This is a genomic window from Hymenobacter sp. UYAg731 (genome assembly GCF_054061335.1).
Genome location: NZ_JBSSEC010000004.1, coordinates 162,539 through 183,027 on the forward strand (window position 1 = coordinate 162,539; position 20,489 = coordinate 183,027).

Here is a 20,489-nt window from a genome sequence, read left to right on the forward strand (position 1 = left end):
AAAAAGAACCTTGGACTGAAACAGAGAACGTCATGCTGAGCTGCGCTCAGCATGACGTTCTGTTGGCTTGGATATCCCAAAGCCCCTACCCCGCCAATTCCGCTACCAGCTCCACGTATTGCTGGCGGGCGGCTTCCTGGCTGAGGCCCTTCAGGCCGTTCCAGGCGTCGAACTTGGCAATGGCTTTGAAGTCGAAGCCGCCGGGGCGGGTGCCGGAAATGTCGCCGTCGGTGGCCTGCTTGTAGAGGGCGTAAAGCTGGAGCAGCACCATGTTGCTGGGCTTGCCGGGCAGCTGCTGGGCGCGCTGGCTGGCCGCGTCAAATTCTTCTTGCGTGGTCATAATAAAAGGGAGAAATGCTGTGGGTTTAACCGGAACGCGCCGTTGTACCTTGGCGGCTCATTCACACAAACGTATGACGCGCAAATCTATTCCCGCTCTGGCCACGGCCGTGTTTTTGCTGGCCGCTCCCGCCGCTTTCGCCCAGAAAACCTACCTGCACTGCGGCCACCTGCTGGACGTGCGCAGCGGCAAGCTGCTGGCCCAGCAAACCATCGTGGTTGAGCGCGACCGGATTACGGCCGTGCAAAGCGGCTACACCACCGCCAGCGGCCCCCAGGATAAGGTCATCAACCTCGAAAACCGCACCGTGCTGCCCGGCCTCATCGACTGCCACGTTCACCTCGAATCGGAGTCGAGCCGCAACAATTTCCGCGAGCAGTTCACCCTCAACCCCGCCGACGTGGCCTACCGCGCCCAAGGCTATGCCCTTACCACGCTGCGGGCCGGCTTCACCACGGTGCGCGACTGCGGCGGCTCGGGCGTGAACACCAGCCTGCGCAACGCCGTGGCGCAGGGCCTGGTGCCGGGGCCGCGCATCTTCTCGGCGGGCATGGCCATCTCGGCCACCGGCGGGCACATGGACGAAACCGACGGCCTCAACGAGGACCAGCTTACCAAGGCCGGCCACCCCATCTACCTCGCCAACGGCCCCGACCAGTGCCGCCAGGCCGTGCGCGAGCAGTTCAAGCGCGGGGCCGACCTCATCAAGATTGCCAGCACCGGCGGCGTGCTCGACCTGAGCAAGGACGGCACCGGCGCGCAGTATACCGAAGAAGAAATCCGCGCCGTGGTGGAAACGGCCAAGGATTTGGGCATGCGCGTGGCCTGCCACGCCCACGGGGCCGAGGGCATCAAGCGGGCCGTGCGGGCCGGCGTAACCAGCATCGACCACGGCTCGCTGATGGACGACGAGGCCATCCAGCTCATGGCCAAAAGCCGGACCTGGTACGTGCCCACGCTCATCGCCGGCAAGTCGGTGGCCGACACCACCCGCACACACCCCGGCTACTTCCCGCCCGTCATCGCCGCCAAGGCCCTGAACGTGGGCACCAAGATGCAGGGCACCTTTGCCCGCGCCATCAAGGGTGGCGTACGGGTGGCGTTTGGCACCGATGCGGGCGTGTACCGCCACGGCCAGAACGCCAAGGAGTTCGGCTACATGACGGAGGCTGGCATGAGCCCGCTCGACGCCATCCGCACGGCCACCCTCAACGCCGCTGAGCTGCTGGGCGAAACCACCGACCTCGGGGCCATCGAAGCCGGCAAAATGGCCGACATCGTGGCCCTCGACGGCGACCCGCTACAGGATATTTCGGCCCTGATGCGGCCCAAATTCGTGATGAAAGCCGGCGTGGCCTACCGGCAGGAATAGCCGGACGGCGCTATTTGCCGGCCGCGTCCCGGTACAGCGTGGTCACGCGGAACAGGCCGGTTTTGCGGTCGAAATCCACCAGGCTCTGGTCGAGGCGCAGCTTGCCGATGGCGGCAATGAAGCCGGGGTTGCCGGCTTCGTAGGCTTCGCGCAGGTAGCGCGTGGTGAGGGGAAAAACCAGTCCGTTGAGGCCCCGGCTGAAGAAATAGCGCGTGCCCGCGCCGCTGGTGCCGCCCAGCGCCGCGTTCACGGTGGTGGAGTTCTGGGTGTACACGCACAGCGTGTCGGCGTGTTCGAGGCGGTATTCTTCGTTGCGAAACAGGCGGGACGTGCGGCCCTTGCCCGACACGTAGCCCCACACGCTGTCGGGGGCCACGCGCAACTTCGTGGTTTTGGGGCCACGCGGCACCACTACCACAAGCTGGCCGCGCTTGTCGGGGTAAAAGGCATCGAGGCCGGCGGGCTGGGGCTGCTTGCGGTGGTAGGCCGCCGCCGTGCGGTAGGCCCCCGGCGGGATGGTGAATATCTGGGCAGCCACCGGGCCGGCCAGTAAACTCAACAACGCCCAGAAAGAGCAACGTGCGAACTTCATATCAGTGATTTGAACCGTGAAGGTACGGGCCGCTCCCACCCCGATGGCATGGCCCGGCACCGGGACTTCTGAATGTGGCGGCCAGTGCCGAACTTTGGCCAGGGGAACTGTCCTTCGCCCCTATTCATTCCTGCATCTATGAAAAAAACGTTGTTGCCGCTGCTGCTCGCGGCCCTCATCCTGGCCCACGGCACCGCGAGCGGCTGGGGCTTTTTCGGCCACCGGACCATCACGCAGATTGCCGTGTACGAGCTACCGTCCACCATGCAGGGGTTCTATTTCCGCAACATGGCCGAAATCGTGCGCCTGAGCACGGCCCCCGACGAGCGCCGCAACGACGACCCCACCGAGGCCCCCAAGCACTTCATCGACATGGACCATTACTCCGAAAGCAACCCTTTCGCGAAGATGCCGCACCAATACGATGAGGCCGTGGCCAAGTTCTCGGCCGATACACTTAAGAAGTACGGCACCGTGCCGTGGGTGATTCTGGAGATGAAAAACAACCTGACCGAGGCTTTCCGCCAGCGCGACACGCTGAACATCGTGAAGTACTCGGCCGAGCTGAGCCACTACGTGGGCGACTCGTTTGTGCCGCTGCACACCACCATCAACTACGACGGCCAGCTCACCGACCAGAAGGGCCTGCACAGCCTCTGGGAAAGCCAGCTGCCCGAGAAGTACATCAACGACTACAACCTCACCGCCGAGAACGCCAAGTACATCAAAGACCCGCAAGACGCCGTCTGGACCACGCTGCAGCACAGCTACGGCTTCCTGGGCGAAACCTTTGACCGGGCCAGTAAAATTGAGAAAGTGATGAAGCCCGACGTGCGCTTCACGTTTTCGCACAGGTACGGCAAAACCAGCCGCCGCTACTCCGACGCCTTCGCGGCCGAGTACGAAAAAGAAGTGGGCGGCATGGTCGATAACCGCCTCAAAGAGGCCACCACCATGGTGTCGTCGCTCTGGCTCACGGCCTGGCAGGATGCCGGCAAGCCCGACCTCAGCGGCATGATGACGCCCAACAAGCCCACCAAGGACGAAAAAGAGAAGCTGAACACCGAAGTTTCGGCCTGGAAAAAGAACACCCTGGCCCAGGACCAACTCCTGCTGGCCCAGCAGAAGGTGAAAAAGGTGGAAACCGTGGACGAAATTAAATCGGCCAAGGACATGGCCGAGCCGCCCGCCGAAGCTCCCGAACCCGCCGCTGCACCTGCTGCCCCGGCACCGGCCACCGCCGCCACACCGCCCGCCGCGCCCATAGACAAGGTAAAAGTGAAGGTAAAAACCAAGGCCGGCAGCGACAAAACCAAGCAGAAAGCCGGCACCCTATCCTGGTAAGCCCATCGAAGGATTAGTGCCCCCACCAGCAGCCCGCGCCCCGCAGCCTTGGCTTTACCCCAAAACTATTTGGCTACCGTCTGACGGCTGCTTAACGGTCTGGTCTGACTGGTTAAAGCACCACCGCTTTTGACCGCACGACAACCGGTCAGACCGCCTAGGGCAGTCAGACCGGAGCAACGACCGCAGATTTGGGGAAGGACAAGGCCCCGCAGCGCGGGCTTTTTGGGGCCGGCACTCAACCGGCGGGGCCGGCGCACCGTCTTACCTTGGCTCACTTTTCGGCCCTACCGCTATGCGTATATCCGTTTCTTCTGCCAGCTGCCTACTGCTCTGCCTGAGCCTGCTGGCTGCCTGCAACCAGGCCCCGCCGGCCACTGCGCCCGCCACTACCAGGCCCGTGGTGCCCGGCCCCGACCTGGCCACCCTCACCGACAGCGCCGCCCCGGCCGCGCTGCTGGCCTACGGCAAGCAATATCCCGGCTCCGAAGTGCTGATTAAGACGCGCCTGGGCAACATCCGGGTGCGGCTCTATGATGACACGCCCATCCACCGGGCCAATTTCCTGCTGCTGGCCCGCAAAGGGGTGTTCGATGAAACCATGTTCAACCGCGTGGTGCAGAATTTCGCCGTGCAGGGCGGCCAGACCTACAACGCCCGCACCATCCGGCTGAAGCGCTACCGCCTGCCGCCCGAAATCCGGCCCGGGCACTTCCACCACAAAGGGGCCCTCGGCATGGCTCGCTACGACGACGAGCAGAACCCCGGCCGCCTGTCCTCCAACACCGATTTCTACTTCGTGGTGGGTGAAAAGATGGCCCCCTTCCAGTCGCAGGCCATGGCCGGCCGCAAGCTCACGCCCGCGCAGGTGCAGGCCTATGCCACCACGGGCGGCGTGCCTTCCCTCGATGGCCAGTACACGGTTTTCGGCGAAGTAATCGAAGGTCAGGACGTGGTGGACAAGATTTCCAACGAGCCCGTGGAATCCGATAAGTGGCCGGTACAAGACATCACCATGAAAGTGGAAGTGAAGTAGGTACGAAGCGGCGCTTCGCACTACCCCTTCTTGCACCCCTAACCCAGCGGCTCCTCCACCATGAAGGCCTCAAGCAGCAGCACGAGGTTGCGGATGTGCTCCGGCGTGGCATCGGGGCGGGGCGTGAGGCGCGAGAAATCGGCCGGGCCAATGCTGCGAAACCGCATCGACCAGTCGGCAAAGGCCCGGCCGGGCACGGGGCCGTCGGACAGTTTCAGCACGTTGCGGTGCCGGACATCGGCGGCAATTACAGCGAAGAGCTGGTGTACCAGCGTGGCATCGCCCTCCAGCACCTGCATGATGTTGCCCTCGGTGCTGAACAGCAGCAGGCCGGTGATGTTGAGGCTGGCGTTGGTGCTGCGCCAGTGGCCCAACTGCTGCTGCAAGGCGGCTTCGGTGAGGCCAATGTTGGCAGTGCTGGAATAAACAATGTGGTGCATAACTAGAGCCTGAACGATAGTACGGACTCCAAAGCTAGAATTTTACGCAAAGTCCTGCAACCTCAACCATAGGATTCCGGGCCTGGGGCCATTAAAAAGGCCCGCCCCCAGGGGGAGCGGACCTTCTCGTATCGGGCGCGGAAACAATTTTCCGTGCGTGATTCAAATAACCCTAAGCAAACAGCTTACCAGATTTTGGCGCGGTCGGCGGCGGGGCGCACCATGTTGTCGCCATCCTTGCAGCCAAAAGCCTGGTGAAACTCCGGCATGTTCTGCAGTGGGCCGTTGGTGCGGTACTGGCCGGGCGAGTGCGGGTCGGTCTGAATTTGCTGGCGCATGGCTTCCGGGCGCTGGTTCGAGCGCCAGATTTGGGCGTAGCCCAAGAAGAAGCGCTGCTCCGGCGTGAAGCCATCAATCGACTTACCGGCCTTGGCCTGCGCCGTTTTCTGGAACGCCTGGTGCGCGATGGTAAGGCCCCCGAGGTCGGCCAGGTTTTCGCCCATCGTCAGGTTGCCGTTCACATGCACCGAATCCATGGGCGAGAACGCGTCGAACTGCTTGCCCACCACGGCGGCTTTGGCCATAAATTTCTCGCCGTCTTCCTTGGTCCACCAGTCGCGCAGGTTGCCGCTGGCGTCCGACTTGCGGCCCTGGTCATCAAAGCCGTGGGTCATTTCGTGGCCAATCACGGCCCCGATGCCGCCGTAGTTCACCGCGTCATCGGCCTTGGGGTCGTAGAACGGGGGCTGCAGAATGCCGGCCGGGAACACAATCTCATTCATGCTTGAGTTGTAGTAGGCGTTCACCGTGGGCGGGGTCATGCCCCACTCGCCGCGGTCAATGGGCTTGCCGAACTTGCCCAGGTTATCTTTTGAGCCCCATTCGGCCGTAGCAAACAGGTTGTTCAGCGCGCTCTCGCGCGAGATTTTTAGGGCCGAATAGTCTTTCCACTTGTCGGGGTAGCCAATTTTTACGGCGAAGGCGTTGAGTTTTTTCAGAGCCTCGGCTTTGGTTTCGGCGCTCATCCACTCGGTGGCCTGAATGCGTTCGGCGTAGGCAGCGCGCAGGTTTTCCACCATCACCTTGGCGCGGGCCTTGGCGGCGGGGCTGAAGGCCTCATCTACGTAGAGCTGGCCGAAGGCTTCGCCCAGCGCGCCATCGGTGGCACGCAAGGCGCGCTTCCAGCGGGGCTGCTGCTGCTTGGCCCCGCTCAGCACCTGCGAGAAATGGAAAGCCTCGTCGCCGTAAGCCTTGGGCAGAGCCGAGGTCACGCCGCTCACCAGGTGCCAGCGCAAGTACTGCTTCTGGTCGGCCAGGGGCTCTTCCTTGAACATGGTGCTCACTTCTTTCAGGAACTCAGGCTGGCCCACAATGATATCCTGCACGTTGTTCAGCCCGCTGTCCTTGAGCAGCAGCGGAATGTTCAGGTTCGGGTAGTCGGCCGAAGCCTGGGCCACCGTCATCTTGTTGTAGTTTTTTTCGCGTTCGCGCAGCGCCACGCGGCTGCGGCTGGTTTTGGCGAGGCGCGTTTCGATGCGCGTAACGGCAGCGGCGTTTTTCTCGGCCGTGGCCTGGTCGTCGCCCAGCATCTTAAACACGTTCACCTGATAGGTCTGGTAGGCCGTGCGAATGGCTTTCGAACGGGCATCATCCTTCAAGTAGTAGTCGCGGTCGGGCAGCGTAAGGCCGCCCTGGCCCATCCGCACGGCGTATTGTGTGCTGTTCTTGCTGTCCTGGGCCACACCGAAGCCGTACCAGCCGGTCCCGAACGAGCGCGGGTCGGCCAGGTAGTGCTGCATGGTGGGCAGGTCGTTGATGGCGGCAATCTGGCTCAGGCGCGGCTGCAAATACTTCAGGCCGGCTTTTTCGATGCCCATCGAATCCATGGCGGCGGCGTAGAAATCGCCCACCTTCTGGAGGTTGGTGCCGGGCTTGGCCATGCGGTCGTTGGCGGCTTTCTCCAGAATGCGGCGCTCAATGGCCTGGTTGCGGTCAGCCAGCTCGTTGAACGCGCCCCAGCGGGTTTCGGCAGCCGGAATGGGGTTGTTTTTCAGCCAGGTACCCGAGGCAAACTGGAAGAAGTTGTCGCAGGGCGACACCGACTTGTCCATATTCGCCAGCGAGATGCCGGTACCCATCTGGCCCACGTTAGCCGGCACGGTGGTCTTGTGCTTGCCATCGGTGTCCGACTTGGTTTTGATTTTGGTCTGGGCCTGCGCCGCGCCGGCGGCCAGACTCAGCACCGCCGCCGAAAGCGCCACGCGGCCGGCAAAAAATGATTTAGACATATGACAAGGAAAAGGGGAAACTGTTATTGACCTGCAATTTAGGAAGGCTTTTTACTGATAAAAAGCACAACAAATAAAAAGGAAGAATGAAAGAGTGACCATTTGACGTCGCTCTCCCATTCTTCCTTTCAGCATTGTGCTACTCCGCCGGACCTACCAGATTTTGGACCGGTCGGCCGAGGCGCGCATCATCTTGTTGCCGTCCTGGCAGCCGAAGGCTTTGTAGAACTCGGGCATGTTCATCAGCGGGCCGTTGGTGCGGTACTGGGCCGGCGAGTGCGGGTCGACCTGCACCTGCTGGCGGATGTACTCGGGCCGCACGTTGGTACGCCAGATTTGGGCGTAAGCCAGAAAGAAGCGCTGCTCCGGCGTGAAGCCGTCGATTTTGGTTTGGGCCTTGGCCTGCGGGGTTTTCTCAAACGCCTGATAAGCAATAGTCAGACCGCCGAGGTCGGCGAGGTTTTCGCCCATGGTCAGCTTGCCGTTCACATGCACCGAATCCAGCGGCGAGAAGGCATCGTACTGCTTGCCCACGATGGCGGCTTTGGCGTTGAACTTGTCGGCATCCTCCTTGGTCCACCAGTCTTTCAGGTTGCCTTCGGAGTTGTACTGCCGGCCCTGGTCGTCGAAGCCGTGGGTCATTTCGTGGCCAATCACGGCCCCGATGCCGCCGTAGTTCACCGCGTCATCGGCCTTGGGGTCGTAGAACGGGGGCTGCAGAATGCCGGCCGGGAACACAATCTCGTTCATCGGCGGGTTGTAGTAAGCGTTCACCGTGGGCGGGGTCATGCCCCACTCGTTGCGGTCAATCGGCTTGCCGAAGTGGCTGATTTCGTCCTTGCTGGCCCACTCCCGGGCGGCCAGGATGTTGTTCAGGTACGACTCGCGCGAGATGGTCAGGGCCGAATAGTCTTTCCACTTATCCGGGTAGCCAATTTTCACCGTGAAGGCGTTGAGCTTTTTCAGGGCCTCCGTTTTGGTGGCGGCGCTCATCCAGTCGGTGGCCTTGATGCGCTCGCCGTAGGCCACGCGCAGGTTCTCAATCATCTGCTTGGCACGAGCCTTGGCAGCGGGCGAAAAAGCCTTGTCCACGTACAGCTGGCCGAAAGCCTCGCCCAGGGCGCGGTCCGTCGAGCCCAGCATGCGCTTCCAGCGGGGCTGCTGCTTTTTGGCCCCGCTCAGCACCTGCGAAAAGCGGAAAGCCTCGTCGCCAAAAGCCTTGGGCAAAGCCGGTACCACACTGCTCACCAAGTGAAAGCGCAGGTACTGCTGCTGGTCGGCAATGGGCTCTTCCTTGAGCATGGCACTCACTTCCTTGAGGAAATCGGGCTGGCCGATGATAACCTCTTTGGCCGCGCCCAGGCCGTTTTCCTTCAGCGCGAGCGGCAGGGCCAGGTTGGGGTAAGCAGCGTCGGCCTCAGCCAGCGTCATCTTATTGTAGTTGGCGTAGGGGTCGCGCAGGTCCACGCGGCCTTTGCTGGCCTTGGCCAGGCGCGTTTCGATGCGCTGCACGGTAGCGGCATTGGTCTTGGCCGTAGCCTCGTTGTCACCGAGCATCTTGAAGGTGTTCACCAGATACGTGTCATAGGCCGTACGGATGGCTTTCGAGCGGGCGTCGTCCTTCAGGTAGTAGTCGCGGTCGGGCAGCGAGAGGCCGCCCTGGCCCATCTGCACGGCATATTGAGAGCTGATTTTATCGTCCTGGCCCACGCCCATGCCGTACCACACGCTGCCCGAATGGGCCTTGGGGTCGGCGAGGAAGCGCTGCATCCCACCCAAATCCTTGATAGCCGCGATGCGGTTCAGGTGGGGCTGGAGGTACTTGAGGCCGGCGGCCTCAATAGCGGCCGAGTCCATGGCCGAGGCGTAGAAGTCGCCCACTTTCTGCGCGTTAGAGCCTTTGGCAGCTTTCGGCGCATTCTTGGCGGCATCGTTCAGGATGGCGCGCAGGGTGGCGTTGTTGTGGTCAGCCAGTTCGTTGAAGGCCCCCCAGCGCGACTCAGCGGCCGGAATCGGGTTGTTTTTCAGCCAGTTGCCAGAAGCGTAGTGAAAGAAATCCTCGCAGGGCTTCACCGATGGGTCGATGTTGGCGATATTAATGCCGACGCCCTTCTGCGGAGGCGTAGGGGCGGTTTTGGTGGGGGGGCCGGCGGCTACTACCGCAGCAGCGCTGCCCAGACCGAGGGCGGCCAGACTCAGCCGCCGCACAAGAGAAGTTGAAAACATGAAGAGAAGTGTTGGGTTGGGAGTTGATGCCGTGAAGGTACAGACGCGGGGCATTAGGGGCGGTTGCACCTATGCCGCAAAGATTAGCACAGCTTCCGGAATATTGGCAATGCCCGTATTCAGCCCGGCAAATTGTCGCCTCACGCCCTCCCCTCCCCGTAACTTGCGCCCATGCCGCTTTACAACCGCCGTCCCGAACCAGCACCCCAGCCCGCCCCTGCCCCCCTGGGCCTGGCCGAGCTGCTGAGCTACGTGCGCTTGGCCATCCAGCAGCAGTTGGCCGACTCCTACTGGGTGGTGGCCGAAGTTTCCGACCTTACCCTGCCCCGCTTCAGTGGCGCACACTGCTACCTCACCCTCACCGAGCAAACCCTCGACCCGCGCGGCACGCCCGTGAAGGCGCAGGCCCGTGCCACGCTCTGGAGCCAGCGCTACCAGCAGTTGGCCCCCGCATTTGAGCGGGCCACCGGCCAGCCCCTGCGCACCGGCCTCAAGCTGCTGCTGCGGGTGCAGGTGCGCTTTCATGAGCAATACGGCCTCAGTCTCGACGTAGTAGCCATCGACCCGAGCTACACCGTGGGCGAGCTGGCCCTGCTCCGCCTGCGTACCCTGCGCCAGCTGGAAGAGAAAGGCCTGCTGGAGCGCCAGAAGCAGCTCCAGCTGCCGCTAGCCCCGCAGCGGCTGGCCGTTATTTCTTCGCCCACGGCGGCGGGCTTTCAGGATTTTGTGCAGCAGCTGCAGGAAGCACCGTATGACTTTGCGCTCACCCTGTTCCCGGCCGTTATGCAGGGCGACGACTCGCCGGCCAGCATCCGGGCGGCGCTGGATGGCGTGCGGGCGCGGCGCGGGCAGTTCGATGCCGTGGTGCTGATTCGGGGCGGGGGCAGCCGGACCGATTTGCTGGCCTTCGATGAATATGGCCTGGCAGCGGCCGTAGGCGCGTTTCCGCTGCCGGTGCTTACGGGCATCGGGCACGAGCGCGACGAAGCCCTGGTCGACCTCACCGCCCACCGCGCCCTAAAAACGCCCACCGCCGTTGCCGCCTTCCTGGTCGAGCGCCTGGCCCGTCTCGAAGCGGCCGTGCTGGGCCTGGGCGAGCAGGTGGTGGCCGTGGCCCGCCGCCAGCTCAGCCAGGGCCACGCTCGCCTCGACCAGCTCAGTGGCCGCAGCCGCTACGCCGCCCATCGCCAGCTCGATGCCACCCGCGAGGCCCTGCGCGCCCGCGCCCACCAGGCCACCTTGGCCCCGCGCGAGCAGCTGCGGCAGCTGGCCGTGGGCCTCGGGCGCTTCCGGCACCAGCTGCCCCGCGCCACCCGCCGCACCCTGGCCCGCGAGCAGCGCGGCCTGCGCCAACGTGGCCGGGTGCTGCTACGGCGTTTCGGGCGGCATCATCAGCGGCGGCGCGAGGCCCTGCTGCGCCAGCGCTACCAGCTGCAGCTGGCCCTGGAGCGCCAACTGCACCGCGCCGAGCTGCGGCTGGCCATTATTAATGGCCGTGTACCCATCGACTATAAGTAGTCCGGCCAAGCCCAGCTTTCCAACCGCTCTCCGCTTTGCCCGGCATCAATTTAACAGCCCATCAATACCCTAGTTACATTAATAGAATGACTTACCGCGAAGCCATTGAGGAACTCGAAACCATTCTCCGCGCCCTAGAAACCGACGCCGTGGATGTAGATGACCTGACCACCCGCGTGGAGCGCTCGGCGGAGCTTATCCGCCTGTGCCGCCACAAGTTGCGCCACGCCGAAGCCTCGCTCGACCGCGTATTTGACACGCTGGACGAAGAGGAAGAAACCGAAGAGCCCGCCGACCTGGAGGGCGAAGAGGAAGAAAGCGACGACGAGGACGAGCACGACCACCTGCCCGGCGGCCCCGGCCGGGGCTGGTAAATATTTCCAGGCGCGGGTGTCATTCTTCAGTCATACCACTATATTTGGCACCTCAATCCAATACGAACTTCTTTTTTTTCAATTTATTCAACACTCTTATGCCATTCAATGGAAGCGAAGGCCGTGCGATTGACCCCAATAAAGCAGGTGAGTGGACCAAAAGCTTTCGTGAAAGACGTCCGGGGGAAATCTTTGCGCATTTTTTCGGCCGTGATATTCTGATGGATATTCTCAATCAGGAAGGCTGCCAGGGCATCCGTTTTTACTACGGCTCGGATAGCGGCGTGCCGCAACTGATAGCCGTGGGAGCCGATGGCGACCAGAACGACCAGTTGGGTGAAAACCGCATCGTGGCCGATGAAGCCCACTCTTGCCCAAATAGCTGCAGCCAGCCTAACATGCTCAACAGCTAGGTTTCACTTCTGCTTTATCAGCACGTTTCTCATTTCTCCAACGGCCATCCATAATCGTATGGAAATTGCGCAAGTCCATGTTTTAACGTCGTGGTTCATGACGCTCATGCAGCTCAGCATTCTGGTGCCGATGGTGGTGGTATGGCGGCGGCGGGCACATTTTCCGCCGCCCGTGAGACTACTGAGCTGGTACGTATATATATCGGCATTTTTTGTAATAACCGCCCGACTATCTGCCATTTACCTGCACAACAATCTGTATTTTCTAATCGGGTTTAACGTAACAAAAATGCTGCTGTTTGCGGCGGTATACCGGCAGGTGCTTACGTCTCCCCGCATGCGGCGAGTGCTGGCCATAGCCACCATAGCGGCTCTTGGCACGGTAGCTGGGACGTTTGCCCTTGGTGCGGCACAGGCCTTGGCCGTGAGCCGGGTAGCGCAGTGCGCCCTGCTGGCGGGCTTTGCGCTGGCCTATCTGGAGCAACTGCTGAACCGCGCTGATAATAGAAGGCTGAGTCAGGACCCTTTGGGGCTGCTGAGCTTGGGCCAGCTTATCTATTCAGCTACCACCGTTTCGGTTTGCAGTCTCGATATTGTGACCCAATCTTACATGCCCGTTATCCACCTGTTTTCTGACGTCTTTCTGGCAAGTGCCGGCCTGGCGTTTAATTACTTTCTGACAATGGCATTTTTGCGGGCCACGCCCGATACTCCGGTTCCGATAGCAGTTGCCGCCGCCAAGAACCGATTGGTTACTTCCTGAAATTTACTTGGCCCAGCGCGTAAAAACACCCTGCTACCTTCAATCAATCCTTTCTTTACCGCCTCGGCCGCAACCTGAACCGTCCGCCCTGCGCTACAATCCTGTTCCTGTTGAATACCTGACCAGAAATCTCGTTTTTTCTTTCTTTTGCGCACCTCTCTGCCGGGTGCCTTCACGTGACAAACTTTTTACCGTTGTTACTCCTCACTCCTACATTGCTCTTGCTGGTGCTTGGGCTGGTGTGGTTTGTGGTACGGTACCAGCGGGGACAGCTGCGGCAGCAGCAGGAGCTAGCACAGGTACAAGAGGCGGCGCAGCAGCAAGCCCTGGCCGCCGCGCTAGTGGCCCAAGAAGATGAGCGCCAGCGCATTGCGGGCGAACTACACGATGGCGTGGGCACCATTTTGGCCCTGGCCAAGCTGCACCTGTACGCGCCCGGTAGCCAGCCCTCGCCCGAGGCCAGCGCGCTTATTGACCAGGCCGTGGCCGAGGTCCGACGCATTTCGCGCAACCTCCAGCCAGCCACACTGCAGCAATTGGGCCTGGCCCAGGCGTTGCGGGCGCTTGTGCAGGCCGTACCCACCGACAATGGCCCCGACGTGCGCCTGGAGCAGGAAGGCCCGCTGGGCCGGCTCATTCCGCCGCATGAGCTAATGGTGTACCGCATTGCCCAGGAGCTGCTCACCAACGGCCTGCTGCACGCCGAGGCACCACACATCGTGCTGCACGTGGCCACCGTGCCGGGCCTGCTCACCCTCACCTATTCCGATGACGGCCAGGGCTTCGACCTCGCGGCCCTGGAAGAACTGCCGCCCCCCGGCCCGCACGGCCAGCCCGTGGGCATGGGCCTCATCAACCTGCGCAGCCGTGTGGCGGTGCTGGGCGGCCAGCTGCATTATCATTCCGAGCCCGGCGTGGGTACCCGCGTCGAGGCCGTACTGCCCGTCACACTATTGCCGGCGGGTACGCCAAACCCTTCTTTTTCCCTTAACTCATGACCGCCATTTCCGCTTCTCCAACCGGAGCAATCCCCGTGCGCCTGGCCATTGTCGACGACCACATTCTCTTCCGCAAAGGCTTACGGGCTTTGCTCAGCGGCTACGCCGGCATTGAGGTAGTGTGCGAGGCCGGCAACGGCCAGGAACTGCTTGAACTCCTGGACCAGGGCAGCAACCCCAACGTGATTCTCATGGATATGCAAATGCCCATTCTCGACGGCCTGCAAACCACCCGCCTGCTGCGCACCCAGTTCCCGGCGGTGCGCGTGGTCATCATCTCCATGCACGACGACCCTTCCCTGGTGAGTACCGTGCTGGCCGAGGGCGCGCACAGCTACCTGGTCAAAAACACCTCGCCCGAGGAGATGCGTAGCGCCGTGCTAGCCGCCGCCGCTGCGGGTAGCCGCTAGACTGAGTCAATCTCCTCCGCCCACGAAAAAGCGCGCTTCCTGCCAGGCAGAAAGCGCGCTTTTTCGTGGGCACGGCTAATCCTTTGCGGGGACTACAGCGTGGCCGAAAGGCCCACAGTAAAGGTGCGGCCGCGGTTGAAGAAGCCCTGCAGCAGCGACGGGTTGGTGGCCGAGGTGCTGGCGGGCACGTCGGTGATGTAGAACTCGTTGAGCACGTTGAGCACGGAGCCTTTGATGCCCAGCCGGATTTTGTCGCCGAACAGGCGCTTGGGCAGGTCGTAGCCCAGATGCACGTCGAGGTTGCGCGAGGTAGGTACGCGGTAGGTATCGGTGCGGCTGGCTTCGTTGAGGAGGGTCACCGGGTCGAAGCCGGCGTAGTACTTGGTGAAGAGCAGGAACGAAGGCCGGATGTAGAAGTTATTGAACGGCTCGTAGCGCAGGCCCACCTGAAACTGGTTTTGGGCGGCGTCGCCTACATGCACGCCTTTGAGGTAAATGGGCTGGTCGGTGGCACCCACCTGCACGTTGTTTACGTCGAACTGGTTTACCACGCCGTTGCCGGCCCAGCGCCAGTCGCCGAGGCTGATGGCGGCGTTGAGTTGCAGCCGGCGGCTGATTTCCTGGGCCACGCTCATTTCAATGCCCATATGGCGGGCGTCCACGTTGCGCACGTTGTTGGAGACGGCCGCATCGCCGGTGCCGCTGATGGAGTTACTGGTTTTGTTGGTCCAGTAGGTGTAATAAGCGTTCAGGGTCACTTTCAGGCTGGGGTAGCTGATGCCGTAGCCCAGCTCCAGGGAGGTAATGCCTTCGTTGCGGATGTCGTTGTACTTCTGACCGGTGTTGCTGAACACAAACTGATAGAACGGCACCTTGCTGTTGTAGCCCACGTTGGCAAACAGGTTGTCGTGCTCGGTCAGGTTGTAGTTGGCACCGGCCTTCACGCTGTAGCCGGTGATGTTCACCCAGTCATTCTCCAAGTAATGGCCGTCGGCGTTGGTGAAGCTCTGGCCGTTCACCACCACGGGCTTCGCGCCGAACGGCACGTCATAGTTCTTGCCATCCACGGTCACCTGCTTGGCCTGGAAGTAGTCGATGCGGGCGTAGCTGATGCGCGAAACCGTGCCGCTGACCACCGCCGAGAGGAGCGGCGTTTTGTATTCGAGCTGGCCATAGCCGCCCAGCCACCCCGTTTTGCTGTCGTTGTAGAAGCCAAATTTGTCGCCCACCCGCAGGGGGGTATTGGCATCGGCGTTGCGGTTGATGCTGTTGCCCGAACCAAGGGCATAATCGCCGCCCAGCAGGTCCCGGACCTGGCGGTAGTGCGTGCCGTAGTAGTAGCGGGCATCCACGCCGGCTGACAGCGTGAGGCTGGGCTTGAGCAGGTAGTCGAACCCGGAAATCAGGCCGGCCCAGCGGTGCGAATTCACATTGTTGGCCAGAAACTGCGTGGACTGGCGCTGGCCGTCGGCCTTCACGTTTTTGTAGTTGGTGTCGTACACTTTCTGGATGTCGTCCTGGCCCGCCGCGTCCACGGGCAGCGTGCTCGACGTGCCCGCGCCCTGCGAGCCGCCACCCGTGCCCTGGGAAGCGTAGAGGACCGTGGAAATGAACAGGCGGTCGGTCACGTTCCAGAAGTGGTTCAGGTTGACCTGGGGCTTGTAAAAATAGTTTACCCGCTCGTTCACCACTTCCTGGCCGTTGCTGATGCGGTTGCCGCTGGCATCCAACGTGTAGCGGTCCAAATAGCCCCAGCCCTTGTTGTACTTAAAGCCCTTGTCGCCGGGGGTTACGGGCGTAGCGCCCAGTTCCCGGGCCTTGTCGTTGGAGTACGTCCCAATCTTCTCGCCGAAGGGAATGCGCTGGCCGTGGCTCTGGGGCGAGCCCATGCCCGTAAGGGAAAGCGTGTGCTTGCCCATGCGCTTGCTCACAGTGCCAAAGTAGGTCCAGGCATCGTCAAACGTCTTGTCGACCCAGCCGTCCTGGGTACGGCGCGCGCCGTAGGCCGTCACGGCCCAGTCGCCCTTGAGTTGGCCGCTGCTGAGCATGAGCGAGTATTTATGGTAGTTGTTCGAGCCGCCTTCCACGCGGGCTATCACCGACCGCTTGTCGTCGAAGCCCTTGGTGAGCACGTTGATGGTGCCGCCCACGGAGGGCACGGTGATTTTGGCGGCGGAGAGGCCACGCTGGACCTGCAGGGACTTGGTTACGTCGCCCAGGTCCCAGTTGGACCAGTACACCTGGCCGTTTTCCATGTCGTTCACGGGTACGCCGTTGATGAGCACGGCCACGTTGCGCTGGTCGAAGCCGCGCACGTTGATGCGGGAGTCGCCGGTGCCGCCGCCCGCGCCCTGGGTGGCGTACACGCCGGGCGTTTCGTTGAGAATCATCGGCAGGTCGCGGTTGGAGAGGGTTTCGCGCAGCTTCACCTCGTTCACGGCCGCGAAGGCCACGGGCGTTTCGCGTTCCTGGGCCTGGCTGGCCACCACCTGTACCTCGTCGAGGCTGGCGTTGTCGGAAGCCAGGGAGAAGGTGGCCACTACGCTTTGGGTCGAAATTTTGACCGTTTGGGTGGTCATTTTGTAGCCGATGAAGCTGGCCTGCACCGTGTAGGTGCCGGCGGGCAGGTTGCTCACTTTGTAGCTACCGTCGGCGTCGGCCCCGGCCCCGGTGCTTTTGCCGTTGCCGGTTACCTGCACGGTGGCCCCGGGCAGGGTTTCGCCGGTCACTTTGTCAAGCACACGCCCGCGAATGGAGAACGTGGTTTGGGCCAGTGCGGGCAAGGTGAGCAAAATGACTAAAAAAGCAGTAACAAAGTGCTTCATACCTATTTAAATACTCCCCGGCACATTCCGGGACAACAAATATACAGATTAGCCGGGGCTGGCAGTAGTGTCCTACCATAAAGGTTTGGTGAAGAAAAAAAATGCGCGTCCAAACCGAATCGGGCAAAGGACCAATACGGCCCGGGGCCGGGGAAGCGGAATTGTTGGCCGGGGGCCTTAGGTTTGCGTGCTACTGCTTCCGGCTACGCCCGGCATTCTGCTTTCCGCATGTCCTTCCCATTGCCATTTTCCGGGCGGCCCGCTTGGTTTCGCCTGATTTTTAGCCTGTTGCTTTTCGGCCTTTGCTCCCGGCCGGCGCGGGCCCAGTTTTATTACCTCGACCTCAGCCAGCAGCCCCTAAGCCTGCCCAACCGCGCCGTGTATGTGGAGCAGGTGCTGGACGGGCGGCCGGGCAAGCCGGCCATTGGCACGGTGTACCGGGGCCTGAAGAACCAGCAGCAAGCCGTGGTTTTCCAAAAAGGCCTGGAGCCCGCGCTCACGGAATACCTCCAACAACAGCTCCCCCGCCGCGCCACCGACCACGACGTGGTGCTGTGCGTGCGGCAGCTGGTGGTGAACGAGATGATGCGCGCCTTTTCCGAAACGGCCAGCGCCGATGTCTCGGCCGATGTGTATGCCCACCTGCCGGACGGCTACCATTTTGTGCGCACCGTGGCCAGCCACATCGACGAGCGCGCCCTCGAAACCACGGCCCGCCACGCGCACCACGTGGCCGGGCTGCTGCAGCAGTGCCTGGCGCAGCTGGCCACTGCCGACTGGGCGAAGGCCGCGCTACGCCCGGCCCGCACCCTGGCGCAGCTGCCCACCGAGCAGCTGCCGGCCAACAACAAACCCGCCATTTTGCGCACGCCCACGCCCACCGCCGGGCCTTACAACACGTTTCAGCAGTTTCTGACCAACCAGCCCGAGGCCATTCCGTTGGATTTCGATACGGTGCGCGCCCACACGGCCGGCTGGGAAGGCACCGTGCTGATTCGGCCCAGCATGCGCAACCTCAACGGGGGCCACACTTCCTTGCCCAAAGTTTGGGGTTTTTCGGATGGGCAGCAACTCTACGTGCGCTACCGCAACCACTACCGGCCGCTGCACCGGCAGGGCAACTTCTTCACCTTCGTGGGCCCGGCTCCGCTGGATATGGCGGCGGCCAACAAGCGCGCCTGGGGCTACAGCGTGCCGCGCGCCAGCGGCATGGGCACGCGCACCCCGGCCACCGGCAACACCCTCCCCTCCAATGGCACCGAGGACACCAGCGGCCTGCCCATGGTTTTTGCCCTCGACATGCACTCGGGCGAGCCCATCCCCTACCCGCTGCCCGGCCAGGCCCAGCGGGCCGATACGGCGTTTATGTACGTGTACCGGCCGGTGGGCGGGAGCCCGGAAGCACTGCGCATATTCATGAATGACCGCGAAGCCGGCCAGCTACGGCCCGGCCAGTACCTGGAATTGTTTTCGCCGCACTTTGCACACGCCGTGCGCCTGAGCGCGGGCACGGCCAGCGGCCCGGCCTTTTATTTCGTGCCCAATACGGCCAGCGCCAACTACCTCAAGCTGGTGCCGTCGGGCACGGCCCTTACGCCCTGGCAGGCCATGCCCACGCGCCAGGGCGAGGCCGAAGTAGATGCCCTGGAAAAACCGCGCAAGTAGCCGGTGCTACGCCAGCTCCACGGCCGGGTCCCAGAGCAGCTTACCAAAATCCAGCACGCGGTCGGTGTCCACGCGGATGCCTTCGGCTTCCAGGGCCTCCTGCATGGCGGTGGGCGTGGCAAAATGCAGGCGGCCGGTGAGGTGCCCCAGGCGGTTGACTACGCGGTGGGCGGGCACGTACTGGTCGGCGGTGTGGGCGGCCATCATGGCGTAGCCCACGGTGCGGGCGCCGTGGCGCGCTCCGAGGTAGTGCGCGATGGTGCCGTAGGTACTCACGCGGCCAGCCGGAATGAGGCGCACCACTTCGTGTACATCCTGGAAAAAATTGCGCGGCGCGGGCGCGGCGGGGGCAGTTGGCTTCATCGGGACGAAGATAGTTTCGGTCAGGGTGATGCCAGCCTACGTCTATTTCCGAGCGGGGCAAGCAACCTTTTGGCCGAAATTTGCACTATGTCCATTCGGGCCGGCCGGTGCGGAAGCATTGTGCCCGCACCGGATTGGCCACCGACAGGCCGTTGCTCCCTTCCCGAACATCTGCCCCTCGCCGCACGTTCTTGCTCACTATGCCATTGGAAACCAACACTGCTGCCCCACCCAAAACCTGGGACACTACCACCACCACGCCCCCGCTGCCCGCAACCCATGAGCCCACGCCCCGCCCGTCTCCCTCGGGCAAGCGCGGTTGGCTGGGCTGGCTGCTGGCTGCCCTGATTATCGGCGGCATGGCCTGGGCCAAAATAAAGTATTTCCCCAGCCCCACGGCCGGCGAAAAAGGTGGTGGCAAAGGCGGCGCGGCCGGGGCCAAAGGCGGAAAAGGTGGCCCCGGCGGCCCCGGAGCCAAAGTACCGGTGCAGGTGTACGTGGTAGCCGCCACGCGCCTCTCCGACCAGGTAACCGCCACCGGCTCCATCATCGCCGACGAGTCGGTGACCATCCAGAGCGAGATTTCGGGCAAGATTACCAGCCTCAATATTCAGGAAGGCAAGCCGGTCCGGAAGGGCCAGCTGCTGTTCACCATCAACGCGGCCGACGTGCAGGCCCAGTTGCAAAAGCAGGAATATAACATCAAGCTCTACCAGGACCAGGAGAAGCGCCAGCGGACCCTGCTGACGAAAGAGTACATCAGCCAGCAGGAATATGAGCAGAGCAACAACGCCCTGCTCACGGCCCGCGCCGACCTCGCCGCTCTGCGCGTGAACCTGCAGAAAGCCTACGTGCGGGCCCCGTTCGATGGCATTCTGGGCCTGCGCAACACCTCGGTGGGCGCGTATGTGTCGCCGGGTACGGCCATCACCACGCTCTCGCGGGTGCAGCCGGTGAAGGTCGATTTCAACGTACCCAGCCGCTTCGCGCAATTCGTCCGGGTGGGCGACCCGGTGTTGGTGACCGATGAGGCTACGACCAAGAAAATCGAGGCCAAGGTGTACGCCATCAACCCGCAGATTGACCCGGTGTCGCGCACGCTGCCAGTACGGGCCATCTACGCCAACAAAAACATGGAGCTGCGTCCCGGCGGCTTCGTGAAAGTGAACCTAGAACTGGGCGAAACCGCCGAGGCCCTGCAAATTCCGACAGAAGCCGTGGTGCCGGTGGCCAGCGGCTATACCGTGTTCACGGTGAAGAAAGGCAAGGCCGCCATTCAGCCCGTGAACATCGGCGTGCGCTCGGACAAGGTTATTCAGATTACGAAGGGCCTGGCGGTGGGCGATACCATTATTCGGACCGGTATTTTGTCGGTGAAGGCGGGCGACCGGGTGAGTGTTCAGAAATAAAACCGACCGTCATGCAGAGCGCAGCGAAGCATCTTTACTGCGCAAGTAATCAGTTTTACTACTGCGGTAAAGATGCTTCGCTGCGCTCTGCATGACGGTCCATTATAACCGAA

General features: G+C 62.4%; 18 protein-coding genes. 11 read left to right on the forward strand and 7 right to left on the reverse strand.

What is annotated here, in order from left to right:
• Positions 1 to 85 precede the first annotated feature (85 nt).
• A complete protein-coding gene (locus ACVWYF_RS12720) occupies positions 86 to 340 on the reverse strand; it encodes an acyl-CoA-binding protein (protein WP_457068508.1) in 255 nt (84 codons plus the stop codon).
• A gap of 73 nt (positions 341 to 413) precedes the next feature.
• Here ACVWYF_RS12720 and ACVWYF_RS12725 point away from each other — a divergent pair, with 73 nt between their 5' ends.
• On the forward strand, positions 414 to 1,712 hold the full coding sequence (locus ACVWYF_RS12725) for an amidohydrolase family protein (protein WP_457068510.1): 1,299 nt from the start codon (positions 414 to 416) through the stop codon (positions 1,710 to 1,712).
• A 10-nt stretch (positions 1,713 to 1,722) separates the two neighbouring features.
• Here the strand turns inward: ACVWYF_RS12725 and ACVWYF_RS12730 are convergent, their stop codons facing one another.
• On the reverse strand, positions 1,723 to 2,304 hold the full coding sequence (locus ACVWYF_RS12730) for a hypothetical protein (RefSeq protein WP_457068512.1): 582 nt from the start codon (positions 2,302 to 2,304) through the stop codon (positions 1,723 to 1,725).
• 138 nt (positions 2,305 to 2,442) lie between these two features.
• On the opposite strand from ACVWYF_RS12730, the gene ACVWYF_RS12735 reads away from it, so the two are divergent.
• Positions 2,443 to 3,648, forward strand: a complete 1,206-nt coding sequence (locus tag ACVWYF_RS12735; protein WP_457068514.1) for a zinc dependent phospholipase C family protein — start codon at positions 2,443 to 2,445, stop codon at positions 3,646 to 3,648.
• 295 nt (positions 3,649 to 3,943) lie between these two features.
• Complete coding sequence (locus tag ACVWYF_RS12740) at positions 3,944 to 4,684, forward strand: peptidylprolyl isomerase (RefSeq protein WP_457068516.1); 741 nt, start codon at positions 3,944 to 3,946, stop codon at positions 4,682 to 4,684.
• Positions 4,685 to 4,722: 38 nt separating this feature from the next.
• Here the strand turns inward: ACVWYF_RS12740 and ACVWYF_RS12745 are convergent, their stop codons facing one another.
• The 3 genes from ACVWYF_RS12745 to ACVWYF_RS12755 all read right to left on the reverse strand — a co-directional run bounded on the left by ACVWYF_RS12745 (position 4,723) and on the right by ACVWYF_RS12755 (position 9,638).
• Positions 4,723 to 5,124 (reverse strand): BLUF domain-containing protein, encoded by a 402-nt coding sequence (locus tag ACVWYF_RS12745; protein ID WP_457068518.1) that lies wholly within the window; start codon positions 5,122 to 5,124, stop codon positions 4,723 to 4,725.
• 185 nt (positions 5,125 to 5,309) lie between these two features.
• Positions 5,310 to 7,412, reverse strand: coding sequence for a M13 family metallopeptidase (locus tag ACVWYF_RS12750; protein ID WP_457068520.1), 2,103 nt, complete (start codon positions 7,410 to 7,412; stop codon positions 5,310 to 5,312).
• A 153-nt stretch (positions 7,413 to 7,565) separates the two neighbouring features.
• On the reverse strand, positions 7,566 to 9,638 hold the full coding sequence (locus ACVWYF_RS12755; protein ID WP_457068522.1) for a M13 family metallopeptidase: 2,073 nt from the start codon (positions 9,636 to 9,638) through the stop codon (positions 7,566 to 7,568).
• Positions 9,639 to 9,809: 171 nt separating this feature from the next.
• On the opposite strand from ACVWYF_RS12755, the gene xseA reads away from it, so the two are divergent.
• The 6 genes from xseA (at position 9,810) to ACVWYF_RS12785 (ending at position 14,114) form a co-directional block, all read left to right on the forward strand.
• Complete coding sequence (xseA, locus tag ACVWYF_RS12760) at positions 9,810 to 11,156, forward strand: exodeoxyribonuclease VII large subunit (protein ID WP_457068524.1); 1,347 nt, start codon at positions 9,810 to 9,812, stop codon at positions 11,154 to 11,156.
• 86 nt (positions 11,157 to 11,242) lie between these two features.
• Positions 11,243 to 11,530, forward strand: coding sequence for an exodeoxyribonuclease VII small subunit (gene xseB, locus ACVWYF_RS12765; protein WP_457068526.1), 288 nt, complete (start codon positions 11,243 to 11,245; stop codon positions 11,528 to 11,530).
• Between the two features lie 44 nt (positions 11,531 to 11,574).
• A complete protein-coding gene (locus tag ACVWYF_RS12770) occupies positions 11,575 to 11,943 on the forward strand; it encodes a hypothetical protein (RefSeq protein WP_457068528.1) in 369 nt (122 codons plus the stop codon).
• Between the two features lie 58 nt (positions 11,944 to 12,001).
• Positions 12,002 to 12,706: a hypothetical protein gene (locus ACVWYF_RS12775; protein ID WP_457068530.1), complete on the forward strand. Its 705-nt coding sequence runs from the start codon at positions 12,002 to 12,004 to the stop codon at positions 12,704 to 12,706.
• A gap of 176 nt (positions 12,707 to 12,882) precedes the next feature.
• Positions 12,883 to 13,704 (forward strand): sensor histidine kinase, encoded by an 822-nt coding sequence (locus tag ACVWYF_RS12780; protein ID WP_457068532.1) that lies wholly within the window; start codon positions 12,883 to 12,885, stop codon positions 13,702 to 13,704.
• Positions 13,701 to 14,114, forward strand: a complete 414-nt coding sequence (locus ACVWYF_RS12785; RefSeq protein WP_457068534.1) for a response regulator — start codon at positions 13,701 to 13,703, stop codon at positions 14,112 to 14,114. The genes ACVWYF_RS12780 and ACVWYF_RS12785 overlap by 4 nt, the downstream gene beginning before the upstream one ends.
• A 92-nt stretch (positions 14,115 to 14,206) precedes the next feature.
• Here the strand turns inward: ACVWYF_RS12785 and ACVWYF_RS12790 are convergent, their stop codons facing one another.
• Entirely contained in the window at positions 14,207 to 16,939 is a 2,733-nt protein-coding gene (locus ACVWYF_RS12790; RefSeq protein ID WP_457068536.1) for a TonB-dependent receptor, read from the reverse strand.
• A gap of 228 nt (positions 16,940 to 17,167) precedes the next feature.
• Here ACVWYF_RS12790 and ACVWYF_RS12795 point away from each other — a divergent pair, with 228 nt between their 5' ends.
• Positions 17,168 to 18,604 carry a hypothetical protein gene (locus tag ACVWYF_RS12795; RefSeq protein WP_457068538.1) on the forward strand — a complete coding sequence of 479 codons (1,437 nt, stop codon included), beginning with the start codon at positions 17,168 to 17,170 and terminating at the stop codon, positions 18,602 to 18,604.
• Positions 18,605 to 18,610: 6 nt separating this feature from the next.
• Here the strand turns inward: ACVWYF_RS12795 and ACVWYF_RS12800 are convergent, their stop codons facing one another.
• Complete coding sequence (locus ACVWYF_RS12800; protein WP_457068540.1) at positions 18,611 to 18,967, reverse strand: MGMT family protein; 357 nt, start codon at positions 18,965 to 18,967, stop codon at positions 18,611 to 18,613.
• A 200-nt stretch (positions 18,968 to 19,167) separates the two neighbouring features.
• On the opposite strand from ACVWYF_RS12800, the gene ACVWYF_RS12805 reads away from it, so the two are divergent.
• A complete protein-coding gene (locus ACVWYF_RS12805; protein WP_457068542.1) occupies positions 19,168 to 20,376 on the forward strand; it encodes an efflux RND transporter periplasmic adaptor subunit in 1,209 nt (402 codons plus the stop codon).
• Positions 20,377 to 20,489: the final 113 nt, after the last annotated feature.